At 28.8% G+C, this 25023-nt stretch carries 24 protein-coding genes, 1 rRNA gene and 1 other RNA gene; 7 read left to right on the top strand and 19 right to left on the bottom strand.

Annotation, left to right across the window (positions count from 1 at the left end):
• Positions 1-112 (top strand): 5S ribosomal RNA (gene rrf, locus HZY31_RS00540); the annotation flags it as partial.
• Positions 113-171: 59 nt separating this feature from the next.
• Positions 172-429: RNase P RNA component (rnpB, locus tag HZY31_RS00535), an RNA gene on the top strand.
• Between the two features lie 75 nt (positions 430-504).
• On the opposite strand, the gene HZY31_RS00530 is transcribed toward rnpB, so the two are convergent.
• The 6 genes from HZY31_RS00530 to HZY31_RS00505 are packed head-to-tail and all read right to left on the bottom strand — an operon-like array spanning position 505 to position 5932.
• Positions 505-1506, bottom strand: coding sequence for a sn-glycerol-1-phosphate dehydrogenase (locus tag HZY31_RS00530; RefSeq protein WP_297317537.1), 1002 nt, complete (start codon positions 1504-1506; stop codon positions 505-507).
• Between the two features lie 25 nt (positions 1507-1531).
• Positions 1532-3802 carry a carbamoyltransferase HypF gene (gene hypF / locus HZY31_RS00525; protein ID WP_297317535.1) on the bottom strand — a complete coding sequence of 757 codons (2271 nt, stop codon included), beginning with the start codon at positions 3800-3802 and terminating at the stop codon, positions 1532-1534.
• Positions 3803-3844: 42 nt separating this feature from the next.
• On the bottom strand, positions 3845-4216 hold the full coding sequence (locus tag HZY31_RS00520) for a molybdenum cofactor biosynthesis protein MoaE (protein WP_297317534.1): 372 nt from the start codon (positions 4214-4216) through the stop codon (positions 3845-3847).
• 9 nt (positions 4217-4225) lie between these two features.
• A complete protein-coding gene (hisA, locus tag HZY31_RS00515; RefSeq protein ID WP_297317533.1) occupies positions 4226-4939 on the bottom strand; it encodes a 1-(5-phosphoribosyl)-5-[(5-phosphoribosylamino)methylideneamino]imidazole-4-carboxamide isomerase in 714 nt (237 codons plus the stop codon).
• Positions 4940-4945: 6 nt separating this feature from the next.
• A complete protein-coding gene (rimI, locus tag HZY31_RS00510) occupies positions 4946-5416 on the bottom strand; it encodes a ribosomal protein S18-alanine N-acetyltransferase (RefSeq protein WP_214399659.1) in 471 nt (156 codons plus the stop codon).
• Positions 5417-5434: 18 nt separating this feature from the next.
• Positions 5435-5932: a methylated-DNA--[protein]-cysteine S-methyltransferase gene (locus tag HZY31_RS00505; protein WP_297317532.1), complete on the bottom strand. Its 498-nt coding sequence runs from the start codon at positions 5930-5932 to the stop codon at positions 5435-5437.
• 29 nt (positions 5933-5961) lie between these two features.
• On the opposite strand from HZY31_RS00505, the gene tpiA reads away from it, so the two are divergent.
• A complete protein-coding gene (gene tpiA, locus HZY31_RS00500) occupies positions 5962-6621 on the top strand; it encodes a triose-phosphate isomerase (protein WP_297317531.1) in 660 nt (219 codons plus the stop codon).
• 1 nt (position 6622) lies between these two features.
• Here the strand turns inward: tpiA and ahcY are convergent, their stop codons facing one another.
• Positions 6623-7870: an adenosylhomocysteinase gene (ahcY, locus tag HZY31_RS00495; RefSeq protein WP_297317530.1), complete on the bottom strand. Its 1248-nt coding sequence runs from the start codon at positions 7868-7870 to the stop codon at positions 6623-6625.
• Positions 7871-7959: 89 nt separating this feature from the next.
• Between ahcY and HZY31_RS00490 the strand changes: the two genes are divergently transcribed.
• Positions 7960-8322, top strand: a complete 363-nt coding sequence (locus tag HZY31_RS00490) for a hypothetical protein (protein ID WP_297317536.1) — start codon at positions 7960-7962, stop codon at positions 8320-8322.
• A gap of 3 nt (positions 8323-8325) precedes the next feature.
• On the opposite strand, the gene HZY31_RS00485 is transcribed toward HZY31_RS00490, so the two are convergent.
• The 4 genes from HZY31_RS00485 to HZY31_RS00470 are packed head-to-tail and all read right to left on the bottom strand — an operon-like array spanning position 8326 to position 11693.
• Positions 8326-9060, bottom strand: coding sequence for a UPF0280 family protein (locus HZY31_RS00485; protein ID WP_297317529.1), 735 nt, complete (start codon positions 9058-9060; stop codon positions 8326-8328).
• A gap of 1 nt (position 9061) precedes the next feature.
• Positions 9062-10069 (bottom strand): biotin synthase BioB, encoded by a 1008-nt coding sequence (bioB, locus tag HZY31_RS00480; RefSeq protein WP_297317528.1) that lies wholly within the window; start codon positions 10067-10069, stop codon positions 9062-9064.
• Between the two features lie 21 nt (positions 10070-10090).
• Positions 10091-10420: a DUF4870 domain-containing protein gene (locus HZY31_RS00475; RefSeq protein WP_297317527.1), complete on the bottom strand. Its 330-nt coding sequence runs from the start codon at positions 10418-10420 to the stop codon at positions 10091-10093.
• 16 nt (positions 10421-10436) lie between these two features.
• Positions 10437-11693, bottom strand: coding sequence for an LL-diaminopimelate aminotransferase (locus HZY31_RS00470; RefSeq protein WP_297317526.1), 1257 nt, complete (start codon positions 11691-11693; stop codon positions 10437-10439).
• Between the two features lie 148 nt (positions 11694-11841).
• Between HZY31_RS00470 and HZY31_RS00465 the strand changes: the two genes are divergently transcribed.
• Positions 11842-12561 (top strand): metallophosphoesterase family protein, encoded by a 720-nt coding sequence (locus HZY31_RS00465; RefSeq protein ID WP_297317525.1) that lies wholly within the window; start codon positions 11842-11844, stop codon positions 12559-12561.
• A 17-nt stretch (positions 12562-12578) separates the two neighbouring features.
• Here HZY31_RS00465 and ade read toward each other — a convergent pair whose 3' ends face one another.
• The 3 genes from ade to hisD all read right to left on the bottom strand — a co-directional run bounded on the left by ade (position 12579) and on the right by hisD (position 16353).
• Positions 12579-14249: an adenine deaminase gene (ade, locus tag HZY31_RS00460; RefSeq protein WP_297317524.1), complete on the bottom strand. Its 1671-nt coding sequence runs from the start codon at positions 14247-14249 to the stop codon at positions 12579-12581.
• 58 nt (positions 14250-14307) lie between these two features.
• On the bottom strand, positions 14308-14964 hold the full coding sequence (locus HZY31_RS00455; RefSeq protein WP_297317523.1) for a DUF5612 domain-containing protein: 657 nt from the start codon (positions 14962-14964) through the stop codon (positions 14308-14310).
• Between the two features lie 108 nt (positions 14965-15072).
• Positions 15073-16353, bottom strand: a complete 1281-nt coding sequence (hisD, locus tag HZY31_RS00450) for a histidinol dehydrogenase (RefSeq protein WP_297317522.1) — start codon at positions 16351-16353, stop codon at positions 15073-15075.
• 107 nt (positions 16354-16460) lie between these two features.
• On the opposite strand from hisD, the gene HZY31_RS00445 reads away from it, so the two are divergent.
• Entirely contained in the window at positions 16461-17378 is a 918-nt protein-coding gene (locus tag HZY31_RS00445; protein WP_297317521.1) for an apurinic/apyrimidinic endonuclease family protein, read from the top strand.
• A gap of 24 nt (positions 17379-17402) precedes the next feature.
• On the opposite strand, the gene HZY31_RS00440 is transcribed toward HZY31_RS00445, so the two are convergent.
• The 5 genes from HZY31_RS00440 to HZY31_RS00420 all read right to left on the bottom strand — a co-directional run bounded on the left by HZY31_RS00440 (position 17403) and on the right by HZY31_RS00420 (position 23433).
• On the bottom strand, positions 17403-18044 hold the full coding sequence (locus HZY31_RS00440; protein ID WP_297317520.1) for a stage II sporulation protein M: 642 nt from the start codon (positions 18042-18044) through the stop codon (positions 17403-17405).
• 2 nt (positions 18045-18046) lie between these two features.
• Positions 18047-19264: a hydroxymethylglutaryl-CoA reductase (NADPH) gene (gene hmgA, locus HZY31_RS00435; RefSeq protein ID WP_297317519.1), complete on the bottom strand. Its 1218-nt coding sequence runs from the start codon at positions 19262-19264 to the stop codon at positions 18047-18049.
• Positions 19265-19281: 17 nt separating this feature from the next.
• Complete coding sequence (locus tag HZY31_RS00430) at positions 19282-19962, bottom strand: HisA/HisF family protein (RefSeq protein WP_297317518.1); 681 nt, start codon at positions 19960-19962, stop codon at positions 19282-19284.
• 668 nt (positions 19963-20630) lie between these two features.
• Positions 20631-22346 (bottom strand): DNA-directed DNA polymerase II small subunit, encoded by a 1716-nt coding sequence (locus HZY31_RS00425; RefSeq protein ID WP_297317517.1) that lies wholly within the window; start codon positions 22344-22346, stop codon positions 20631-20633.
• Positions 22330-23433, bottom strand: a complete 1104-nt coding sequence (locus HZY31_RS00420; protein ID WP_297317516.1) for a hypothetical protein — start codon at positions 23431-23433, stop codon at positions 22330-22332. The genes HZY31_RS00425 and HZY31_RS00420 overlap by 17 nt, the downstream gene beginning before the upstream one ends.
• A 316-nt stretch (positions 23434-23749) precedes the next feature.
• Here HZY31_RS00420 and HZY31_RS00415 point away from each other — a divergent pair, with 316 nt between their 5' ends.
• A complete protein-coding gene (locus HZY31_RS00415; RefSeq protein WP_297317515.1) occupies positions 23750-24859 on the top strand; it encodes an amidohydrolase family protein in 1110 nt (369 codons plus the stop codon).
• Positions 24860-25023 lie beyond the last annotated feature (164 nt).

Here is a 25023-nt window from a genome sequence, read left to right as displayed (position 1 = left end):
GGCGGTCATAGCGGGGGGGATACACCCGAACCCATACCGAACTCGGAAGTTAAGCCCCCCAGCGATGCCCCGAGTACTGCCATCTGGCGGGAAAGGGGCGACGCTGCCGGCCTCCCATTATTTATTATACTACCTTTTATTGATTAATTTGAATATATACCAAATAGGCTGGTAAGGGGGCTGGTGACTTTCCCCTCCATAAGGAGGGGAGGAAGTTCCGCCCACCCCGTATATGGGCAGATGCCCCCGAGAGGGGGCGGGAGATGCAACAGAAACGACACGGCTCCGGAAGAGATGACGATGATAGTGAAAGTTGAGGACTTCCGGAGAACCGGTGAAACGGGCATCTCCCCTGCCTGGGGTGCAAGCCATAAAGGCGCTTAGCCGAATGTCACCGAAATTACAGAAGGCGGGCTATAGCCCCCATACTAGCCTATATTTTATTTTTATACAACTTTATTTGTATATTTAAATTAATAGAGGAAAAAGATGAAAAATTATTCTTTATATAACTCCTGTTTCTTCAGCCAATTTTTTTGCCTCTTCTCTATTTAATCCATCTCTTAATATAGTCCATCTATTTCTAATCTTGTGAGCTATAGTTAACGCCTCAATAATAATATCTTCATCAAAGCCCAACTCTTTAGATGTAGTGGGAGCATTAACTTTCTTTAGGGATTCTTTTATTTTTGTAGATAAACCAGATAATTTTTTATTCTCTTTTTCGTGTAAATAACTCATCATAATTGTTCCTACACCACACTGCTCTCCATGCAATGAATTTACATTTAAATTATATTTTTCTTTCAACAAATCTAAAGCATGTGAAAAAAGATGCTCACTACCAGAAGCTGGACGAGAAGAGTTGGCTATAGCAATAGCTATCCCACTACCAACTAAGGCCTTTACAAGTTTATTTGTATATTCAGACAAATCAGAATTTAGAACATAGCTAATTAATTCTTTTGCAATAGTTTTTGAAAATATAGCAGAACTTTCACTATATCTTTCTCCCTTTTCTTTATACGCTAATTTCCAATCTAAAACTGCAGTAATATTTGAAACTATATCTCCCATACCAGCACTTAATAATCTTTTTGGAGATTTTTTTATTATTTCAGTGTCGGCAATAATAGCAATTGGCGCCTCTACCATAAATGACGGTTGTTTTATAGATACTATAGGAGAGGCAATTCCATCATTTGAGGCAGTTGTTGGCACACTGATAAAGGGAACTCCTAATTTGTATGCTAAATATTTCCCAGTATCTATAGATCTTCCCCCACCAACTCCTACTATGCAGTCATATTGAATATAATCTTGTTTTTTTATTGTTTGTGATAAAATTTTATCGTAGTATTCAATGTCATAGGGAAATTTACAGTATTTTTTTGTATGTTTTCCAGTAACAACTAAAGGATTTTTTAAGTTAAGTTTTTTTAAAACATCTTTTAGTTTATTAATTGCTCCATCCTCAATAATTGTAAATCTTGGCGTTGTAATTATCATCGTTTCCCTCGTTTTTGAATATCTATGACTCATTTATTATATATCCGATACCTTGCCCAAAACTAATACCTCCATCTCCATTAGGAACTCTTTTGTGATATATGAAGTTGAGATTTTCTTTATTAGCATTATTTAATATTCTTTCAGTTATTATTTTATTATATGAAACCCCTCCCGTAATTCCTATTGTTTCTATTCCATACTTATCTGCTATTTTTTTGACTATATTGAACAAACCATCAGCTATATAGATATGGGCGTAGTGTGCTATTTTACTTAAAGAATCTCCATTTACAAACATCTCATAGGCTTTATAGATTAGTTCTGTTGTATTAAGTATATTATTTTTTATTTTTGGCTCTACCTCAATATTTTCTTTAAATTTATTAGCAATGGGTTCTAATCTTATACTTGGTTCTCCATCATATGTTTTAACAAAACAAACTCCTAACAATGAAGAGACTGCATCTAAAACTCTTCCAGTGGATGTTGTTAAAGGGCAGTTTATTTTTTTCTCAAGTTGAAATTTTAAAATATTTAGTTCTTTTTCTGAAAAGAAATTATATCTTTTTATAAAATTAAATGCTTCATCTCCTATGGCATTATATAATATTGATAAAAGCATTCTTAATGGATACTTTGTTGCTAAGTCTCCTCCCAACTGATATTGCTCTTCCAAATGCCCAACTCTTTTTAATTTGCCATCTTTAAATAGTAATATTTCTCCTCCCCATATATTTCCATCTAATCCATATCCTACTCCATCTAAAGATAAAATAACGGCATCATCAAAATAGTTGTTATCTCCTAATAAACTATATGCGTGTGCAAAGTGATGTTGAACTCTAAAAATTTCAACTCCAAATTTTTCAGATAATTCTTCAGCCAATTTTGTAGAGTTATACTGAGGATGTAAATCACATACAATAACATCAATTTTCTTTGTGTTAGTTAATTTTAAAATTCTATCTATTGCATCTTTTAAATAGCAAAATGTTTCATATTTAGAAGTGTTTCCAATATATTGAGTTAAATAAAACTTATTTCTTTTAACTATACAGGCAGTTGAATTTAACTCAGGTCCAACGCATAGAATATTTTTATCATTATATACATTAACCTCTATAGGTTCAGGAGCATATCCTCTTGACCTTCTTAAAAAGACAAATCTATTACCTACTTTTTTGATAACACTGTCGTCACATCTATTAACTATCCTCCTATTGTGTAATAAAAAATAATCAGCAATACCATCAAGTTTCTCTAAAATTTCATCATTATCTTTAACCATTGGTAATCCGGGTAGATTGGCAGAGGTCATAACATAAGCAATTTCTTTGTCAAATAAAAGATAATGTAATCCACTGTAAGGTAGCATAACACCAATGGTATCTAAGTTAGAAACATACTCTGAAAAATATTTATTATAATTCTGATTTTTTCTTAAAACCACTATAGGTCTACTTGGAGATAATAAGGAATTTTTTTCAGTCTCATCAACCTCAGCAAATAAATTTATGTATTCTATTTTACTCATAACAGCAAATGGTTGAGTTGGCCTATTCAACCTTTTTCTTAAATTTAGAACTGGTTCATCTTCGCTAACCTTACAACATAGATGAGTTCCTCCAATTCCTTTTATAGCCAATATATTTCCTTCTTCCAATAACTTTACTGCCTCTTTAATAGCATCATCTTTCTCAGCTATAATATTTTTACCATCACTCAAAAAAACTTTTGGCCCACAAACTGGGCAACAGGTTGCCTGAGCGTGAAATCTTCTATCTAATGGATTTTTGTATTCTTTTAAACATTTTTTACATAGTGGAAAATCTCTCATTGAAGTATTTTCTCTATCATAAGGTAGTTTTTCAACAATAGTAAATCTTGGCCCACAATTTGTGCAGGCAATGAATGGATATCTGTATCTTCTATCATTTTTATCAAACATTTCCTTTAAACATTCTTCACATATTGATACATCAGCAGGGATAGTTCCCTCTTCCTCAAAATTAGAGTTTTCACTTTCAATAATGTAAAAATCATTAAAATTTATAATATCATTACACTCTATAATTTCCAATGAATCAATTCTTGATAATGGGGGCTTTTTATTTTTTAAATCTTTAATAAAGTTATCAATGTCTTCTTTTCTACCTTCAACATATATTTCTACATAGTTACCCATGTTTTTTACATAGCCTTTTAGATTATTTTTTTTAGCAATTCTATAAACAAAAGGTCTAAAACCTACACCCTGAACTATACCTTTAACTTTAATTTTTATTTTCATAATAAACACCGTATAATAAAAATAATTTAAAAGGGAAATAATTTAGTGATATTTTTTTGCTTCCTTTATAATATATTCCAAAGCTTTAAAACCTTCATCTCTATGCCTTGCAAAAACAGCTATTGACATAACTCTATCTCCAATATTTAAAAATCCAGTATTGTGATATATCACAATGTCTATAACATCAAACTTATTTTTTGCCTCATTTACTATAACTTTTAATTTTTCAAAAATATCATCATATATCTTCATACCTTTTGATGGAATTTTTTTACCATCTATTACATCATATTCTCTAACAAATCCATTAAATGATACAATACATCCAAATTTTCCTTTATACTTTTCAATATATTCTTCAACCTTTTTATTAAACTCTTTAAAGTTGTTAGTAATGATTATATTCTTCACCCTTTGTTATTACTTTTTTGCTATTTTTATAGCATCAACTAAATTAATATATCCTTTATAAAGAGCAGAGCCTATAACTACTCCATAAACTCCAATATCTTTTAAAATCTCAATATCTTTTAATGTTGTAACCCCACCAGAATAAATAATTGGAATTTCTGTATTTTCAACTAAATCTTTAACTATATCTATATTAATTCCCTTCAATAATCCTTCAACATCAACATTTGTAAATAAAATATATCCAACCTTATTTTCAAATTCTTTAATAACTTGGATTGGAGTTTTATCTACTGTCTCTTTCCAACCTTTAACTGCCACTTTACCATTTTTACATTCAACTGCCAAAACAATTTTATTTTTACCAATTTCTTTATTTAACACATCTACAAAATCTGGTTCTAAAATAGCCTTAGTTCCTAATATAATTCTATCAACTCCTATATTTATTAATTCTTTAGCAACTTCTAAACTCCTTATACCTCCACCAACTTCTACGGGAACATTGACAGATTTTACAATCTCTTTAATAATGTCTCTATTGTTTCCACTACCTAATGCGGCATCTAAATCTATAATATGCAAATACTCAGCCCCTTCATTAACAAACTTTTTTGCAACTTCCACAGGATTATTAATTTCTAAATGCTTTTTATTTGGATCCCCTTGAATTAATTGAACGCATTTTTTGTCTTTTAAATCAACTGCTGGAATTACTATCATTTTAAATCACCATAATGAGATTATTAACACTCCTTTAGCATTTGGTTTCTTTTTTATCATCAATATGGCATCTTCTCCATCTTCATAATATTTTGGAAGTAATCTCCTATCTTTATAACCCATTTTATAATAAAATTTTCTTGCGATAATGTTGGAAACTCTAACCTCTAAGACAATATAATTACAGTTTGCCACATTAAAATAGTAATCTTCCAAAGTTTTTAATAAACTCTTACCTATTCCTTTGCCCCTAAACTCTTTTTTTACAGCGAGGGAAACAATATGCCCATTACCCCAATCCATACTTCCTAATATATAGCCAACAACTTTTCCATTAATTTCGGCAACATAAAAACAGTTTGGATACATAGCCCATAATCCTAAAACTAATTCAGTAGGATATGGATTTTTAAAAGATTCTCTTTCTATTTCTTCAACATCTTCTAAATCTTTGGTCGTAAATTTTCTAATTATCATATTCCCACTAAAATTAATTTAATTTTTTCTCATTTTCTTTAATCGTTCTCGTTCTAATATAAATTTTTTCTTTTCTACTCCATAAGAATAGCCACCCAAAGAATTTTTAGATACAACTCTATGGCAAGGTATTATCAAAGGTAGTGGATTTCTTTTTAAAGATATTCCTACAGCTCTTGGAGATGTATTTAGTTTTTTGGCAATGTCTCCATAACAAATAGTTTCTCCAAATTCAATATTCTTAACAATCTCCAAAACTTTTTTAGTAAATTCTGGAACTTCCAATTTGTAATTTATTATATTTCTCGCTTCTTTATCATCCATTTCTCCAAAGTATAGTTTTAATAAAATTTCAGCAGTTTCTAAATATTTGCCTTCTGGATTTTCTATAATCTTTCCATTAAAAAATTTAAATATTTCCTCTTTTCTCAAAGGAATAGTATTCCTAACTAATTGATTACCTTTAAATATCATCCCAATGAAATAATCTTCAATATGAACTATATAATATTTCATAAAATATCCCCTGTAAAATGGTGAAATGAATGCTAATAATAATAAACTACAAAACATACAAGGAAAGTATTGGTAGTAAAGGTTTAGAAATAGCAAAGGCTGCTGGAAAAGTTAGTGAAGAGAGTGGAATCACAATAGGAGTAGCACCTCAATTTGTAGATTTGAGATATATTATAGAGAATACATCAATTCCTGTTTATGCTCAACATATAGATAATATAACTCCAGGAAGTCATACTGGGCATATATTACCTGAGGCTATTAAAGATTGTGGATGTAAAGGAACTTTAATAAATCACTCAGAAAAGAGGATGTTATTGGCAGATATTGAGGCAATTATAAATAGATGTAAAACTCTCGAATTGGAAACAGTTGTTTGTACAAATAATGTAAATACATCTAAGGCTGTTGCTACTTTAAATCCTGACTATATTGCTGTTGAACCTCCTGAACTTATAGGAACTGGAATTCCAGTTTCAAAGGCAAATCCAGAAATAGTTGAAGGAACTGTTAAGGCAGTTAAAGAAATAAACAAAGATATTAAAGTTTTATGTGGAGCGGGAATATCAAAAGGAGAGGATGTTAAAGCGGCAATTGATTTAGGAGCAGAGGGAGTTTTATTGGCATCTGGTGTTGTTAAGGCAAAAAATGTAGAAGAGGCAATAAGAGAGTTGATAAAGTATATTTAAATTAAGTTCCTTCTCTCCAATCTTCTAAATACCTTTTTTGCTCCTCAGTTAGTTCATCAATTTCTATTCCCATAGATTTTAACTTTAATTTTGCTATCATTAAGTCCTGCTCGTAAGGAATGTTATAAACCTTTGGCTCTAATTTTTCATGATTTTTTAAAATATACTCTGCCGCCAAAGCCTGATTTGCAAAACTCATATCCATAACTTCACAGGGATGTCCATCTGCACAGGCTAAATTAACTAACCTACCCTCTCCGAGGAGATATATTTTTTTATCTCCTAAATCATACTCAGTTACGCAGTTTCTTACTTCTTTTATTGACTTTGCCATCTCTTTTAAGTGTTGTTTGTTAATTTCATTATCAAAGTGTCCAGCATTTGCCAAAATTGCTCCATCCTTCATTTTCAATATATGCTCCTTTCTGATAACATCTTTACATCCAGTTGTAGTTATAAATATGTCTCCTATTTTTGCGGCCTCATCCATTTTCATAACTCTAAATCCATCCATTCTCGCCTCTAACGCTCTTATTGGATTTACTTCGGTAACTACAACCTCTGCCCCCAAACCTTTAGCTCTCATTGCTACTCCTCTACCACACCATCCATATCCAGCTACAACAACAGTTTTTCCAGATATTAACAAATTTGTAGCTCTTAAAATACCATCTAAAGCACTCTGCCCAGTTCCGTATCTATTGTCAAATAGATGCTTTGTATAGGCATCATTTACATCCATAACTGGAAATTTTAATGCCCCTTCTTTTTCCATTGCCTTCAATCTAATGATTCCAGTAGTTGTCTCTTCACAACCTCCCATTATATTGTCTAAGAGCTCAGTTCTCTTTGTATGTAACAAAAATATTAAATCACAACCATCGTCTATAACAATGTCTGGTTTATGGTCTAAAACTTTATTTAAATTCCTATAATATTCTTCAATAGTTTCTCCTCTCCAAGCATATACGTGCATTCCATTTTTTGCACATGCTGCTGCTACATCATCTTGTGTAGATAATGGATTACATCCAGTTATAGCAATTTCTGCCCCTCCCTCCATTAATGTCTCTGCCAAAACAGCAGTTTTTGCCTCTAAATGCAAAGCCATACCTATTGTTATACCCTCAAATGGCTTCTCTTCTTTAAATCTTTCTCTAATTAAACCTAAAACAGGCATATGCCTTTTAGCCCACTGAATTTTTTTCTCTCCCTCTTTCCAAAGATTTATGTCTCTAACTTCATACATTGATTTCACCCAATCTAATTTTGTTTTTTATAATTACAAAACCTTTATATATATAAAACAACAGTATTATTTTAAATAATATACTTTTGGTGAAAAAATGTGGTCTAATTGGAATTATAATCTTAATAGGTATAGGAATAATAATAGGATATATACTATTCGGAAGAAAAAAAGAAAAAGTAGTATATGTTCAAGGTACCCAAAATGCTCCAAATGTTAGAGGAGGACCTCCAATAATTTATAGAAGTGGTAGTAATGGAAGTAGTTCAGGAAGTAATTTATTAGGGACAGCAGCAGCAGTTGCTGGAGGTGTTGTTGCTGGGGAGTTAATTGCTGATGCTGTTGAAGATGTGTTAGATGGAGATGTTATTGAAAATATAGAGGAGTCAATTGAAGATGCAGGAGATTTTGTTGAAGATGCACTTGATGACATTGGAGATGATATCTTTTAAATTTTAATAGATATCAAAAAACTCTCCCAAAGTTACTTTTATATCTGTCTTAACCAACTCTGGAATTTTTCCTTTAATACCTACTTTATCTTTAACAACAACAAAAACTCCATCTATTTTGTCAATTTCATCAGCCTTTTCCAAAGCATTAAATATCATATCCTCCACATCTCTACCTCTTGAAGCGTTACATATTGCTGTTGCCGCAGCATCTGCTATAGCAGAACTTTTGGCAAAAACAGTTACTGCATCAGCCTCACCAAAACTTATGGAATGCCCTACGGTTGCTGATGAAGTACAAACACCATAAATATTTTTAATTTTCTCTTTTTTTAATTTAAATCCAACTTTCCCAGTAATTTTAGAATTTCCAGCATATAACCCAACTACAACATCTCTTTTAGCTCTTAAACAAATATCTCCACCATTTTCAGCGATAATATTTTTAGCATTTATATTTTTAACAACCATCTCAGATATTGCCCCAGCAACGCTTGCCATTGGGCCAACATTTGCTATTAATCCAGCCATAGCCATTAACTTTACTATTTCTGGAGCATCATCTTCCACATAAATTGGAGTGTATGATGTTAAAAAGAGATTATTTTTTAATATATATCTTTCTAATTCTAATCTATTTTCCATTATAATATCTTCAGCAATTTTGAAATATTTAATATCATCAACCTTTAAAAGAATGTTTGTCTCTTTAATAATAATTCTTTTTTTGAACCACATATTACTCCTCCAAATTATAAAAATTTAAAATCATATTTAAGTCATCTTCTAAATTCCTTCCTTTTGTAGTTAAGTAGTTTCCAACCATTAAGCCATTTAAAGCCATTAAGGCATAGGATTGATAATCTTTTAAATTATATATTCTTCCACCGGCGAGCCTTATTTCAGTGTATGGCATAATTATCTTAAAAATTGCTATTGACTTTAAAATTTCTGGAATACTTATTACCTTTATAACTCCACTTTTTATTTTTTCATAAACCTTAGTGCCTTCAATAGGATGCAAAATGTTTATTGGGACACTATCTACATTTAACTCTTTAAGTTCAAAGGCTAAACTTATTCTATCATATAAACTCTCTCCTAATCCAAAGATTCCACCACTGCAAACTTCCAATCCAATTTTTTTCGCCTCTTTAATAACTTTAACCTTATCTTCATAAGAATGAGTAGAACATATATTTTTAAAGTAATTTTTTGATGTCTCTAAGTTGTTGTGAATTCTAACATCTAACTTTTTTAATTCTTTTAATTTTTCTTTATCCAATAATCCCAAGGAACAGCACACTTTTAGGTTGGTTTCTTCTTTTATTAGTTCAATAGATTCAACAATTTCTGTAAATTCATCATCATTAATTTTTTTACCACTAACAACTATGCTGAATCTCTCAATTTTTAACTTTTTATTTTTATATTTATTTTCAATTTTATTATTCTCAATTTCAATTTTTTTAGCGTATTCTAAGATTTCTCTTTTTGATTTTAATGGATATATTGGAATTTTACATTTATTGTGAATTGATTGTGAGCAAAAAATACAATCTTCTGAACACTTTCCACTTTTAGCATTCATTATTGAACATAGTTTAATATCTTTGTTTATTTTACTTTTTAATTTAAAAGATAGATATAATAAATCAATTACACTAAAATTGTTATAAAGATATAAAGCGTCTTCAAAACTTATTTTATTTTTTAATGATTTTTCTAAATAGTCTAAAATTTCCATAATACTCACTAAAATTAAGTTTTATCTTAAAAACTCTCTATAATATTTTTCTGCAAGGTCTCCAAAAATTGGAAATTTATATTTTTCTCCGTTGTATGCTTTAAACATTCCAACAATCCATAAGATTATTATAGCAATATTTATTAATGCTGAAATTATCCATCCAATAATTGGGATCTTAGAAATAATTATATTTATTATGCTTAATGACAAAAAGGTTATAAAAGACTGCATAGCGTGAAATCTAACAAAATCATCCTCTTTTTCCAACAATAAAAATATTAATCCACTAATCCAAAATAATAAATAACATAGTGCCCCTTCTATATTTCTATCTAATCCTAATGCCATATTTTATCACCAAAAATTATTCAAATTCTAAGTCCAAATCCTCTAATCTTCTCTTAAATTCTTCTAAAACCCTATCTTCATACTTCTCTTCTGTTGTAGGATTTCCTTTTTCATCTTTTGCCACAAAGCATGCGGCTAATCTTAAATAATGCCCTGCATCATCCCATGGAACTGTTGATATTAATTTTTCCTTAATTAAATATTGAGAAAAGTCCTCAGCAGTTTTAAATTCAATTCCATTTGCCTTTATTGGAGATTTAACATACAAGTAGAATGTTCCACCCGGCATTCTTGCATTAAAGCCAACTTCTCTTAATATCTTAACCATTTTCCTTAATCTCCTCTCATATTTTTGTCTAACTCTTTCAGTTATTTCTGGGTGTTGTAAGCAGTATATTCCTGCCTTTTGTATTGGAATAAATTGCCCACTATCAAAGTTGTCTTTAACTGTTGCAAATGCTTTAATAATTAACTCGTTACCTACTAAAAATGCTAATCTCCACCCAGTCATATTAAACGCTTTTGAAAAACTGTGAATTTCAACCCCAACCTCTTTTGCATCTTTAACTGATAAAAATGATAAAGGCTTTCCATCATAAACTAATGCCCCATAAGCGGCATCTTGAACAACTATAACTTCATTTTCAAATGCAAAATCAACAACTTCCTTATAAAATTTCTTTGTAGCCTGTGCCCCAGTAGGATTGTTAGGATAATTTAAATACAATATCTTTGCTCTCTTCTTAATATCTTCTGGAATGCTATCCAAATCTGGCAAGAAATCATTTTCTTCTAACAATGGAAGATTATAAACTTCTCCTCCATACCACTTTGTGTGGGTTGCTGTAACTGGATAGCCAGGAACTGTCATTAAACAAATATCTCCTGGGTTGATAAATGCTGAAGTTATATATGCCAATGCTGGCTTTGAACCCATTGAGTGTATAACTTCATTCACTGGATCAATACCTTTAACTCCATAAACCTTTTCCATATATGGAGGGACAGCATCTTTTAATTCCTGAATTCCATTATCTGCATAACCTCTATTTTCCCATTTTTTAGCCTCTTCACATAAAACTCTTATAACCTCTGGGTCAGCCATTTCATCAGGTTCTCCAACACCCATATCAATTAATTCCATATCTGGATGTCTTTTCATTGCTTCTTGCTTAGCCCTCTTTATCTTTTCAAACTTGTAAATTACATCCTCTTTACCAAACTTTTTTCCACCAATTCTTTCAGCAAATAAATTTTGTATATAACTATTCATACTCTCACCAATATAAGTAAATATTTTAAAATTAGATATTTGAATATAATAATTAGAAATTAAACACAAAGAAGATATAATAACATATTTCTATATTATTTATATACTTTATAACTATTAATAATCACAAATTTAAAAGTGATTTCTAATGATGGCTATAATTAGTGATATACATTCAAACTTAGAAGCATTAACTTCTGTTTTGGAAGATATAAAAAAAAGAAATATTAAAAAAATTGTATGTTTAGGGGACATAGTTGGATATGGTGCCAATCCAAACGAATGCGTTGAAATTATAAGAAAACTTAAATGTAAATGTGTGGCTGGAAATCACGATTATTATGTTTTAGGTAAAGAAAGTTTAAATGCTTTGAATACCTATGGAATTATAGCAATATTATGGACTAAAAATATTATAACTGAGGAAAATCTTTCATTTTTGAATTCTCTTCCATTGGTTATTAAGGATAAAATAAAAAATAAAAAAGTTATTTTTTCACATGCTAATCCTAAGTATCCAGAACTTTGGGAATATCTTTTTCCAGATTATGTTGATGATGTATTTGACTGTGGAGATTTAATTTTTGTTGGACATTCTCATATTCCATTTGTTAATTCTGAAACTGGAAACATTTTACTACATAAAGGAGTAGTATATTTAGAGGATGATAAAAAATATTTAATAAATCCTGGTAGTGTAGGACAACCAAGAGATCGGATTAATAAAGCAAGTTATTGTATATTTGATCCAATAGATCTTAAAGTAGAAATTGTTAGAGTTAAATATGATATTAAGAGAGCATATGAAAAAATCGTCAAAAGTGGATTACCAAAATTTTTAGGAGAAAGATTATTTTTAGGAATTTAAAAGCCCAATAAACAATATTATTTTTCTATAAATATATCTACTAATTTCATATTTTTCACTAACCCTTTATCAGTTATTTTTAGTTCTGGGATTACTGGTAGTGTGAAAAAACTCATACTTAAAAATGGATTTTCAAAGGAACTCCAATTTTCTATTTTTTTATAGAGATTATTAATTTTTTCAAATAAGTATTTTCCATTATCGCTCATTATTCCTCCTATTGGTAATGGTAAATATTCAATTTCTCCATTTTTAGCACATACAAGACCTCCACCAATTTCTTTTAATTTATTTACTGCCAACGCTAAATCTTTTTCATTATTTCCTATGGCAACTACATTATGAGAATCATGAGAATAAGAAGAGGCTATAACTCCCTCATTTAAAAAATTGTATATTAATCCCTTCCCAATATTTCCAGTGTTTTTATGTCTCTCTATAACGAAAATTTTGTTTATTACATTTTCTTTTAATAATAATTTTACCTTTTCAGAATCAAATATTAATTCCTTAGTAATTAAACTATCTTTTAATGGTTTTATTACCCTAACAAGCCCAGATTTTTCATTGTAGTCAATACCTTCAATTAAAAAATCATCTTTATTCTTTTTTGAATATCTTAAAGTATTCAATAGTTTTTTGGGGATTTTTTTATCTTTATTTTCATTTAATTCTTTTAAAACATCTTCTAAGAATTTTCCTTTTATAACTATATCATAAACTTTAAAATTCTCTAAATCATCAAAAATTATAAAACTTGCCTCATTACCCGGTTTAATTCCTACATCAAAACCAAAATAATTTGATGGATTTATTGTAACCATTTGAATAGCCTCTATTGGGGAGACATATTTAGTGGATTTTCTTAAAATATTCAACATATATCCATCTAAATCTTTAAGACAAACATCATCACTAACTAACATAATGTTTCTCAAATCTTTTATTTTTTTGCATATATTTAGTAAATAAATGTTTTTTGAAGCAGTTCCTTCTCTAATCATTAGTTTTATTCCCAATCTAAGTTTTTCTAAAGCCTCATCTTCATCAACACATTCGTGGTCGCTCATAATTCCATAAAAGATATATTTATTTAAATCCAAACCTCTTAACTTTGGACAGTGTCCATCAATCAATTTTTTATATTTTTTAGCAACTTCTATTTTCTTTAATAATTCTTCATCTTCATTTATCACTCCAACATAATTCATAACCTCTCCTAATCCTAAGACATTATCTAAATTTATTAATTCTTCAATATCTTTTTCTGTTATTTTAGAACCATTAGTTTCTAAGTCCGTAGCAGGCACACAAGAAGGAAGCATTACATAAACATCTAAAATTTTAGCATCATTTAACATAAATAATATTCCTTCTTTCCCAGATATGTTTGCTATTTCGTGAGGGTCTATAACAACTTTCGTTACTCCACTTTTTAAAGCAAACTTCTCAAACTCAGAAGGAATTAAATGGGATGATTCTATATGGATATGCCCATCTATAAAAGTTGGAGACAAATACTTTCCTTTTAAATCATAAATTTTTACATTTTTTTTATTTTCAATTATTTTATCAATTTCATTATTTAAATCTACAAAATAAATTTTGTCCTTTTCATAAGCAACATTTCCATTAATAATCTCTCCCGTATATACATCTACAATATTAACATTTTTAAGAACAATCATAAGATTCTCCCTTTAACCTTATTGCATGCCTTTTTTATTTATTATTAACTAACGGTTATTATAAAACTCTACCCTTAACCCTATTTATGTCAAATTTTGCTGTTTCTGCAATAGCCATAACCGCCAATACACCAGCCTGTAAAGGATCTCCAACGACTAAATCGGCTACTTTTGGAACAGAACCAAACATTTTTAAACTAATTACAGGAATATTTGTTTTTTCTTTCAATTCTTTTACTGCTTCAGTAATTTTTCCACCCATTAAAGAACCTGCTAAAACTAATATTCCCACTCGTGGTAGTGTTGTAACAGCCTTTACAGCCTCATATAAATTTTCTTCACCAACAATGGGTAAAGTATCAACGCTAATTCTTTCTCCTCTTATATTATGTCTATCAGCCTCACTTATAGCCCCTCTTGCTACTTCTGCTACTTGAGCACCGCCTCCAATTATAATAACTCTTTTTCCATAAATCTTTTTTAAAGAACTGTGAATTTCAAAGTTTTTTACATACTCACAATTTTCTATTCTTTTTTTTAATTCATCAATATTTTTAATTCCTTCAACTTCCATATAAATAAATCCAATTTTGCCATCATCTTTAATAAATTGTTGAGTATAAGTTATATTACCCCCTAATTCAGATAAAATTCCAGTAAGTTTATGTAAAACTCCTACTTTATTTTCTGCCTCTATGCTTATTCCAATTTCCATAATCTCACATTAATTCATACTATTTCCAAAATAAAATTAAGTTAAAAATTTTAAAATTTATTAGGTTTTATAATTTATTCAAATATTCTATTTATTTAATTTATATTTTTATTTATTTAATCTTCTTTTAACAGCTTCTGCATGCCCATATAATCCTTCAACTTCAGCCAATGTAATAACAGTATCAGCAATATTTTTTAAACTATCTTTATTTAATTTTTGATATGTTATTTTCTTTAAGAATGTCTCTACATTTAAACCAGAGCACATCCTTGCAAATCCTGATGTTGGCAAAACATGGTTAGTTCCTGAGGCATAGTCTCCAACTGGAACTGGGCTATATTCTCCTAAGAATACACTACCTGCATTATTTATTTTATCTAATATTTCCTCAGGGTTTTTTGTTAATATTTCAAGATGTTCAGGAGCGTATTTATTTGAGAACTCTATACATTCATCTAAATCTCCAATTAATATAGCCGAGTTTTGTAGTGCTTTTAAAATAATATCTTTTCTTTCAGCTTTTTCAATCTCCTTAAATATTCTCTCTTTAAACTCTTTTGCTTTATCTTCTGATGTTGTTAGTATTATACAGGAAGCATTAGGATCGTGTTCAGCTTGGGCAATAAAGTCCAAGGCAACATATTCAGGATTTGCTGTTTCATCAGCAATTATTAAAACTTCAGAGGGTCCTGCTAAGAAATCTATTGCGACATCACCATAAACCATTTTTTTAGCGACAGTTACATAAATATTTCCAGGGCCCACAATAATATCAACTTTTGGAATAGTTTCTGTTCCATAAGCTAATGCTCCTATTGCCTGCACTCCTCCAACTTTGTATATACCAGAAACTCCAACTATGTCTCCAGCTACCAATGTAGCAGGATTACCTTTTCCTTCACTTGTTGGAGGTGAAGTTATATATATTTCCTTACATCCAGCAACTTTTGCAGGGATTGTAGTCATTAAAACTGTTGATGGATATAATGCCCTACCTCCAGGAACATAGCAACCTACTTTCTCTATTACTCTAACAACCTGCCCTAATATTATTCCATTATTTTCAACTTTTAAATCTTTTATTTGTTCCATCTGTTTTTTATGGAAAAAGTAAATATTTTCCTTCGCTTTTTCAATTGTCTCAATAACTTTATAATTTAGTAAATTGTATGCTTCTTCAATCTCTTCTTCACTAACTTTAAAATTTTCTATATCAACACCATCAAACATTTTTGTGTAATATCTTACAGCCTCATCTCCTTTCTCCCTAACATCTTTTAAAATCTTCATAACCTTTGGTAAAATTTCTTCAAAGTTTGCTTTATTCCTATTGATTATTTTTTCTTCCTCCTCTTTAGTTAATTCTTTAATTTTTTTTATTATCATAACCTATCACCAAAATTTTGATTAAATTTTAACAAAGTTTATATATAGCTAATCCCCAATATAAATAATGATTATAGAATAAAAATAAAAAATAATAAGGTGAAAGAATGATACTATTTGAGTGGGGGACTTATAATGCCTTATCAACATTAAAACAGGCGGCATTATTAGGAACAAGAATTACAGAAGTACCTCCAGCAATTTTGTCCAGAAGATTACCAAGAGGTTATTATGAAAACTACAAAAACTTGGGTAAAGAATATTTTACAGTAATATTAGCCCACGGTCCTTATTATAATTTAGCATCTGAAAAAGGTTTAAAGGGACATCTTTCAGCCATAGAAAAAGCCACTCTATGTGGAGCTGAAATATATAATTACCATTTAGGAAAAAGAATAGATGATGCATTAAATTATCACTTAGAAGTTTTGAAAAAATTTAATGAAGTTAATAGTGATATGATATATTCTCCAGAACCAGCTACAAATATAGGAGAATTTGGTACATTAGATGAAATTGAAGAACTTATAAAAATGGCTAAAGAAGAGGATATAAAAATTATTCCATCATTACAGTTAGAAAACATATTTTTAAATGAATTGAATGTTTATGAAACTGATGATTTAGATGAAGCAAGTGAAAAGGCTGATGTTAAATGGTGGCTAAAAATTTTCAAAAGAATGGATAAAATCTCAGATTATATAATGCATTTTAGATTTTCACAGGTTATTGGATTGAGATATGGAAAAAGATTTTATAAAAAGAGAGTGCCATTAGGTAAAGGATATCCACCAATTGAGCCATTGACTGAGGCTTTATCAATATATTTAGTAGATAACGCTACAAAAGGAGGATTTAAGAAAGTATTATTTGTTTATACTGGATTGCCAGAAGTTAAATATAGAGATTTAATTGATCTGTATGCTATGATTATGAAAAAATCAATAGATAAGTTAATGAGTAAAGATAGTCAGATCGAGTATGGTGACTTCTATAAGATTATGAGTTCTGAGGAAGAAGAATAAAAATTAATAATTTACTTTTTTATTTTAATGAATCATTTTTGATATTTGATAGGTAATAGTTCCTTCTATAATTCCAGCGATTAGGAATAAGATAATGGCCAAAATTAAGAGTTTCAATGACTCTTTTATGTAGTATGAAACTTTTTTGTTAGTTCCAAATTTTATATTTGCTAATAAGTTAATTATTCCAATATTAAATAAAATTCCACTTGATGCTGAAAGAATCAATGCTGGAATTTCAAATATTCCATGTGGAAGAATTAAATAGATAAATGTTAATATCCCAAATTTATACAGTACATATGATAAAATATAGGAATTAAAAATTATTACAAATGTTGAGAATATTCCTATAATATAGTCCATTATGCACACTGACAAATTATGCTCCCAAATAAAGAGAATAAGTTTTAAATTGTTATCAGTATCTAAAATACCATATGCTTCTACCTCTTTTTTAAAACTATCAAATAATAAATTTCCTAAATTTGAAAAGTATGGGACATAATCTATAAGTAAGTATGAAACTATGAAAGATATCAAAAATATTGCAGTAACAAATAAAACTACTCTTTTATTCCTTATTGGACTTTTTAAAATTTCTCTTAAATCAGTTATTTCTTTTAGAGAATCAATTATAATCATCATTAAATATGCATCTCTCATAGTTATCTACCAAGTTCTTGATGTGCTTTTCCTAAATGACCTGCGGCTAATGCCCCTAATAAAGATAACTCTCCAGCCAATACAGCCCCTCCTATAATTTCAGCAAACTTTAAAACTTTGTTATCTCCATAGCATCCAAGCATTTCTAAGCATTCTTTTTGAGTCTCAACCCTTGTCCCTCCTCCAACAGTCCCAATTGGAACATCTGGAAGTGTAACTGAGAAGTATAAACCATCATCTTCAACCTCTGCCATAGTAATTCCTAAACTACCCTCAACTATTTGAGCCTCATCTTGTCCAGTTGCTAAGAATATAGCACCAATAATATTTGCATAGTGTGCATTGAAACCCATTGAGTTACTTATTGCTGACCCTATATAATTTTTAAGTCTATTTACTTCTGCAATTGCCTCTGATGTAGTTTTTAAATACTTATTGACTTCTTTTTCCTTTAAATAAACCTCTGCCACTATTGTTTTTCCTCTACCATTGATTAAATTCATTCCACTTGGTTTTTTATCTACACATGCGTTCCCACTAACTGCAACAGTTTTAACAAATATTCCTTTCTTTTTTAACTCATTTTCAATAAAATTGCATGCTTTTTCAGTAGCAATTGTAACCATATTCATTCCCATAGCATCTCCAGTCTTATACACAAATCTTGGATATAAGTTTCTTCCAACTATTAAAATTGGCTCTATCTTTATTAATTTTCCATGCCTTGTTGTTGATTCAGCTACTTCCTTTATCTTTTCAAAGTTTTCTTTAATCCAATCTCTAACTTTTATAGCATCTACAACACTTTTTGCTTTTAAGCAAGGGGCTCTTGTCATCTTATCGTCAATAACTCTAACTGTTGCTCCACCACACTTTGTTATTACTGAACAACCTCTATTAACTGACGCAACCAAAGCTCCTTCAGTTGTAGCCAGTGGAATATAAAATTCTCCTTTTGCATATTCACCATTTATTTTTAAAGGACCAGCAAAACCTAAAGGGATTTGTATAGCACCAATCATATTCTCAATATTTTTCTTTATAGCCATTTCCTCGTCTATTGAATATTTACTAATGTGTTCAAATTTAATTCCCAAAGTTTTTTCTAAAAACTTTCTTCTGATTTCAGTTGAAATTTTTGGATTAAACATTTTATCTAATTGATAAGGTTTTATTTCTCCTTTTATCATTTTGTTAATTATTTCATCATAATCTACCATTTGTATCACCATTTTAATTAATCCTTAAACTTGTGAATAATCTCTTTTAAATTTAAGATTCCTTTATGTATTGCAGTTGCTATTAAAACTCCATCCACTCCCAAATCATAACATATTTTTAAATCATCCATTCCTTTAATTCCTCCACCAACATATATCGGATTGTTTGTTTTATTCATTACATATTTTATCAAATCGATATTAACTCCTCTTTGAGTTCCTACTGACGAAATATCCAATACTATTAGAGGAGTATTTTCCCTAATATATGGTAAAATATCATCTAAACTATAATTTAAAAGTTCTCCATTTTTAAAATCTAAACTAACAACTATCTCTTTTTCTTTAATTAAATTAATATCCCTTAATGTCTCTGTTCCTACAATAGCCTTATCATCTTTATTTAAAAATTTTTTAATATTCTCTAAGTCATTTTTTTCTCTTAGGCCAACATCTACAATTTTATTTACAAAATTTATATTTTTTATGATTTCAAAATTATTTCCATTATTCATTATAGCATTTAAATCAGCAATGTAAATAGTTTCAGCCCCATTCTCTTTATAAGCCATTGCTACATCTATTGGATTATATGAGTTGCAAATAACTGATTTTAATGGTTTGTATTCTTTTCTATTTCCACTCTTTCCCATAACTGCTACTTTGTTCATTAAATCAATAACTGGGATTATCTCCATATTTTCACCAATTTAATTTAGACAGGAAAGATTTAAATACAAAATAATTGTTTAAATTTAAATAAAATTCAAAATGGTGATGATTAGTGGATATTAGTTTTATAGTCTTAGTGTTAATTTTTGGATGTATATTTATCTTTGTTTTAAATATACTATTTAAGGAATTGTTTGGTTTATATAAAACCATTAAAGAGATCGAAATTAGGAGTGTTGTTATAACGTTGGTTAGTTTAGGTATATCAATACTTTTTATTAAACTTTTAAACATAAAATTTACAGTATTTAATTTATCATATATAAAAAACTACCTTTTACTAAAATATCTAAAAATGACTTATTATGGTGGGTTTTATTAGGTTTTGTTTTAGTATGGATGTATTTTATACCTAATCTTCTAAATTATTTGGAAATAAACTCAGCAATTTAAAATTAGATAAAAATCTATTTTTCAATCGTTTATAAGTTTTAAGAAATAACAAATGTCTAATAAGTATGGACGACAATATCAACATAAATATTAAATACTTTAGCAAAAAGAGTGAATCATTAGTTGTTTTAAAAAATTTATCGAATAGCAACAGCACTAATTATATTTAAATTTTTGTCAGTATATAGAAAGGTTTTATAGATATTCCTACTTATAAAAATATCATTTTTGTCACCAAACTTTAATATCTAACCTCTAAAATGCCTCTATCCCACTCTAAGTAATGCCCTCTCTCCCCAATTTTTGATAAATTAACTATTGGAACTATTGCTGGTGTTGGAGAAATACCCATTCTCTTCTGGAAGTCTGTTTGTTCTTGGAATGTTCCACTATTAACCATAACAATTCCTTTATAAATATCATAACCATTGATATGAATATGTCCTGTATGGAAAATATCAATATCTCTATCAATAACTAAGTAATCTTTATGCTCTGGAGCTATTGGACATCTTCCTCCATAAGTTGGGCATAACAATCTTCTATTTATTAATTCTTTCATAATCGTTATAGGATTTTCATAAGTTGCAGTTCTTATTTGTCCCACTAACTCGTCAAAACTTCTACCGTGATATAGTAAAGTGTCAAAGCCGTGTATATTTAAAGTGCATGGATTTCCAACGAAATAAATGTTATCTCTGTTAAATAATTTTGTTATTTTATCTGGCAATCTTGGTTGTGGCTCTGCAGGCCTAACAGCATCGTGGTTGCCGGGCGAGATTATTAAAGTTATATGCTCTGGAATTTGCTCTAAATACATCGCTATCTCTTCATATTGATTAATAATATCTACCACATACAAATCTTCTTCTTGTCCGGGATAAACGCCAACTCCATCAACTAAATCTCCCGCTATGCAGATATATTTTAATCTACTAACAACTCTCTCCTCTAATTCATTATCAACATCTCCATTTAAAAATCTAATAAACTTTTCAAATTCTTTATGTAAGAATTCTTTACTACCAACATGAATATCTGACAAAAATGCCATATATATCTCTTCATCAATCCTTTTTGGTTTTGGCCTTGGAGTTATTGCTGGGCGAATGATTTCATCAACATACATAACTCTACCTGTTCTACTAACTACACCAATAGCTCCAATAACCTCATCTAAGAGAATATCATCAGGTAATTTTTCATTTTCTATTTTTTCTTTTGATAAGATTAAAGTTAGTTCATCTTCAATATCTTCAATTCTAACTATTAAATCTCCATTTTTTGATGTATCTACATCGCTAACGATACCTACAACAAAAACATTCTTTTCTCCCTTCATCTTAGCAATATCTTTTAGAGGATAACCCTTTCTTTGAGCCTTTCTTTCTATAAAAACCTTTAATCTTTTATATCTATCTCTAAAATATTTAACAAAGTCATCAATGGTTCCTGTGCATGTAGATTTTCCAGAAACATCAGAATCTTCGTAAATTTCAACTTTTGCCTCTATATCTTTGGCTATCCATTTTATTCTACTATTTACACTCTCTCTTATTTTACTTATAGTTTCAAGTCTTTTAATCCTTTCCTTATCTTTCTTTTCTTCTTCTTTATGTTTAAATTCCTTTAATTTACTTTCAACAGCCTCTTCCTTCTCTATAAATTTCTCTTTTTCTTCTTTCTCTTCTTTTTTACTTTCTTTTTCTTCCTCTCCCGTATAGTAAAATATGAAGTTAAAATCCTTATACTTTTTTATTATTTCATTTAAATCTTCGCATAAAAAAATGTTTAAAAAATTGTCATCCAACAAAATAAAAGAGTCATTATATTTTTTAAATTCTCTAATTTTTTCAATTAATTTATTAATCTCATTTTTGCTAAAATTTTTCAACTTTTCATAAACTGTTGGTGATAACAATAACTCTAAATCCAAAAATTTATTTATTATTTCCATTTTTATCCTCCTTTTTTATTAAACTTTTATTCTTTTTTAATTTTAAATGCCTATTTATATTATAGCATAGATAATCTAAGGGATGAATAATATTTCTTTTTTTGCAAATATTGTCTGGTTTGCAGTAATAACTCAATCCTTTACCATTATCAGATTTCCAATTTTTACAATATTCGCAATGAGTAAATCTTCCATGCCCTACTTTATAGCCAATGTTGTGCATAATATAATATCTTGTCTTATTTTCATCGAAATCTTCTACATTTTTAAATAGTTCAATAACTTCATCAATAAATTTTTCAATATTTTCCTCAGAGGTTATATCAGTGGCTGAAACATTTATTAAATTCCCATCTTTATCTAAGGGTCTTAAATTTGGATTAAACTTTGCACAAAACCAATAGACAACAAAACTCCTCCGTGCATAATGAGATGGAGACCCACCATCTAAAATATCATGTAAAATTCCCCTTATGCATGGAGGATGCCATTCCAATGGAATATTTTCACATAAGATATTATTTACTTTAATCCCTTCTATATATTCATATTTAACCTTATCTTTTAAATACTCATTTATCTCTTTTAATAAATCTTTTACAATATCTTCATTAGGTAGTTTAACCTTTTTAGAAATCTCTCCGAGTAGTTTTAATTCAACTCTAATGAATTCTCTTGCGTAGATTTCTTTAATTTCAGTTATATCAACATAACCCTTTTCTAAATCCAATCTTTCTAAGTGTAAATCGTTATTTCTTGACTTTGAGGCAGTTTTTATAAATTCCCAAACAGATATTTTGTTAGGAAGGTTTTTTATTAAATTATATTTTTTTATTTCAGAATATTCCTTTATGAACGAGTTAAAATAATTAGTGTGAGATAAAAGAATAATTAGAAGATAGTCAATTAAGGCATCTAACTTTTTTTTGTCTAATTCAAAACATAGTGAATAATTTTTTAAATCATCTTCATACTCCTTATTTTTTTCATATATGTATTTTAGTTTAGATAATATTAGATTTCTATACATTTTTAAAGATTCAAAAAAATCAATGTCTTTAAATTCCTCTAAATATTCTAAGAGCATAATAATCACGTGTTTTTAAGGTTATCTTGTAATTCCTATTCTTATGATGTTGTATAAATACATATGTTGAGTATCAAAGTCAAACATATCTCCAATGCCAACATTTTATATAAATTCTATCTCCTATTTTTATCGTTCTTGTATATTAACTAACCATCTGGCAAATGATTTTTATATTTCAACAATAAACTTATATATTCATTTAGATTAAAAATTGAAATTAAACTATGTAGTAATATAACTAATAATACAATTTTTATCCCCAACTTTACTCTACTGTCTATATTCATAAAACATACCTCATTGGTGGTTTATTATGTTAATTAAATCTCAATTTTTATATGGAGAAGACTTTGAATTAAAAAAAGGTATTTTAGTAGTTGAAGATGGAATAATAAAAGGTTTTACAAATGAGCATAGTAAAGATGTTATAAATTTCAATGGTTTAGTTATTCCCCCTCTTATAAATGCTCATACACACATTGCTGATAATTGTATAAAGGACATAGGAATTAATAAAACTTTGGATGAGTTGGTAAAACCTCCAAATGGTTTAAAACATAGATATCTATCAAAAGTAAGTAGAGAGATTTTAATAGAAAGTATAAAACTTGGTTTAGATGATTTAAAAGATAATGGTATAAGATATTTTTGCGATTTTAGAGAGAATGGAATTGAAGGAGTAAAAATACTAAAAACCTCTTTAAAGGATTATAATTATCCAAAGGCAAAAATCTTAGGAAGACCTACAAAGATTAATGAAGTTGATAAAAATGAAGTTAAAGAGATTTTAAGGATTTCTGATGGTTTAGGTTTAAGTGGATCTAATGAATTTGAAGATTATGATTTAAAGGCAATATATAAAGTTTATAAAGATTTTAAGGACAAATTATTTGCTATCCACGCGTGTGAGCATAGAGGTTCTGTAGAGTATAGTTTAAAAAAATATGGAGAGACAGAAGTTGAAAGATTGATAAATTTAAATGTATATCCTGATTTTATAGTTCATGGGACATATCTTACAGACAATGATATAGATTTATTAAAAGAAAATAATATTCCAGTTGTTGTATGTGTTAGGGCTAATTTATCTTTTAATGTAGGTTATTCTCAATTAAATAAACTTATAGATAATGGTTTATTGATAGGGATAGGGACTGACAATTTTATGGCAAACTCTCCATCAATTTTTAGAGAGATGGAATTTATATATAAATTATATCATATAGAGCCAAAAGAGATTTTAAAAATGGCTACTATTAACAATGCAAAAATCTTAAAATTGAAAAATGTTGGTTTAATAGATGAGGACTTTAAGGGAGTATTTACTTTTATAAAACCTACTAATGCTATATTATTTTCTAAAAATATAGTTGCATCAATAGTTACAAGATGTGAAAAATCTGATATTGTTGAAATAGTTTAGACATTAATATCCCTCCCTCGCTAAAAATTGTTATTTTTTTATTTAGAGGCTTTTAATTTATTATTTTTTAATTTTAAGGAATTTTATCAAATTTCGAAGGGTCTTTTATTTTGATTAATTTGAATATTTGACTTTATTAAATTATTAAGATTTTTAGGAGATTT

The sequence above is a fragment of the Methanocaldococcus sp. genome, assembly GCF_024490875.1.
Classification (GTDB): domain Archaea; phylum AGJL01; class Methanococci; order Methanococcales; family Methanocaldococcaceae; genus Methanocaldococcus.
Note: the sequence above shows the minus strand (reverse complement) of the source record. Positions and strands in the feature narration are given on the sequence as shown.

What these genes read in the sequence shown, in the direction of transcription:
- tpiA (WP_297317531.1), top strand. Translation starts at nt 5,962, where the DNA reads ATGCTAATAATAATAAACTACAAAACATACAAGGAAAGTATTGGTAGT.
- HZY31_RS00430 (WP_297317518.1), bottom strand. Translation starts at nt 19,962, where the DNA reads ATGGAGATAATCCCAGTTATTGATTTAATGAACAAAGTAGCAGTTATG.
- HZY31_RS00440 (WP_297317520.1), bottom strand. Translation starts at nt 18,044, where the DNA reads ATGAGAGATGCATATTTAATGATGATTATAATTGATTCTCTAAAAGAA.
- HZY31_RS00465 (WP_297317525.1), top strand. Translation starts at nt 11,842, where the DNA reads ATGATGGCTATAATTAGTGATATACATTCAAACTTAGAAGCATTAACT.
- ahcY (WP_297317530.1), bottom strand. Translation starts at nt 7,870, where the DNA reads ATGTATGAAGTTAGAGACATAAATCTTTGGAAAGAGGGAGAGAAAAAA.
- hmgA (WP_297317519.1), bottom strand. Translation starts at nt 19,264, where the DNA reads ATGGTAGATTATGATGAAATAATTAACAAAATGATAAAAGGAGAAATA.
- ade (WP_297317524.1), bottom strand. Translation starts at nt 14,249, where the DNA reads ATGATTGTTCTTAAAAATGTTAATATTGTAGATGTATATACGGGAGAG.
- HZY31_RS00445 (WP_297317521.1), top strand. Translation starts at nt 16,461, where the DNA reads ATGATACTATTTGAGTGGGGGACTTATAATGCCTTATCAACATTAAAA.
- hisD (WP_297317522.1), bottom strand. Translation starts at nt 16,353, where the DNA reads ATGATAATAAAAAAAATTAAAGAATTAACTAAAGAGGAGGAAGAAAAA.
- bioB (WP_297317528.1), bottom strand. Translation starts at nt 10,069, where the DNA reads ATGGAAATTTTAGACTATTTAGAAAAATCATTAAAAAATAAAATAAGT.
- HZY31_RS00475 (WP_297317527.1), bottom strand. Translation starts at nt 10,420, where the DNA reads ATGGCATTAGGATTAGATAGAAATATAGAAGGGGCACTATGTTATTTA.
- HZY31_RS00470 (WP_297317526.1), bottom strand. Translation starts at nt 11,693, where the DNA reads ATGAATAGTTATATACAAAATTTATTTGCTGAAAGAATTGGTGGAAAA.
- HZY31_RS00485 (WP_297317529.1), bottom strand. Translation starts at nt 9,060, where the DNA reads ATGTGGTTCAAAAAAAGAATTATTATTAAAGAGACAAACATTCTTTTA.
- hypF (WP_297317535.1), bottom strand. Translation starts at nt 3,802, where the DNA reads ATGAAAATAAAAATTAAAGTTAAAGGTATAGTTCAGGGTGTAGGTTTT.
- HZY31_RS00455 (WP_297317523.1), bottom strand. Translation starts at nt 14,964, where the DNA reads ATGGAAATTGGAATAAGCATAGAGGCAGAAAATAAAGTAGGAGTTTTA.
- HZY31_RS00505 (WP_297317532.1), bottom strand. Translation starts at nt 5,932, where the DNA reads ATGAAATATTATATAGTTCATATTGAAGATTATTTCATTGGGATGATA.
- HZY31_RS00420 (WP_297317516.1), bottom strand. Translation starts at nt 23,433, where the DNA reads ATGCTCTTAGAATATTTAGAGGAATTTAAAGACATTGATTTTTTTGAA.
- rimI (WP_214399659.1), bottom strand. Translation starts at nt 5,416, where the DNA reads ATGATAATTAGAAAATTTACGACCAAAGATTTAGAAGATGTTGAAGAA.
- hisA (WP_297317533.1), bottom strand. Translation starts at nt 4,939, where the DNA reads ATGATAGTAATTCCAGCAGTTGATTTAAAAGACAAAAAATGCGTTCAA.
- HZY31_RS00425 (WP_297317517.1), bottom strand. Translation starts at nt 22,346, where the DNA reads ATGGAAATAATAAATAAATTTTTGGATTTAGAGTTATTGTTATCACCA.
- HZY31_RS00415 (WP_297317515.1), top strand. Translation starts at nt 23,750, where the DNA reads ATGTTAATTAAATCTCAATTTTTATATGGAGAAGACTTTGAATTAAAA.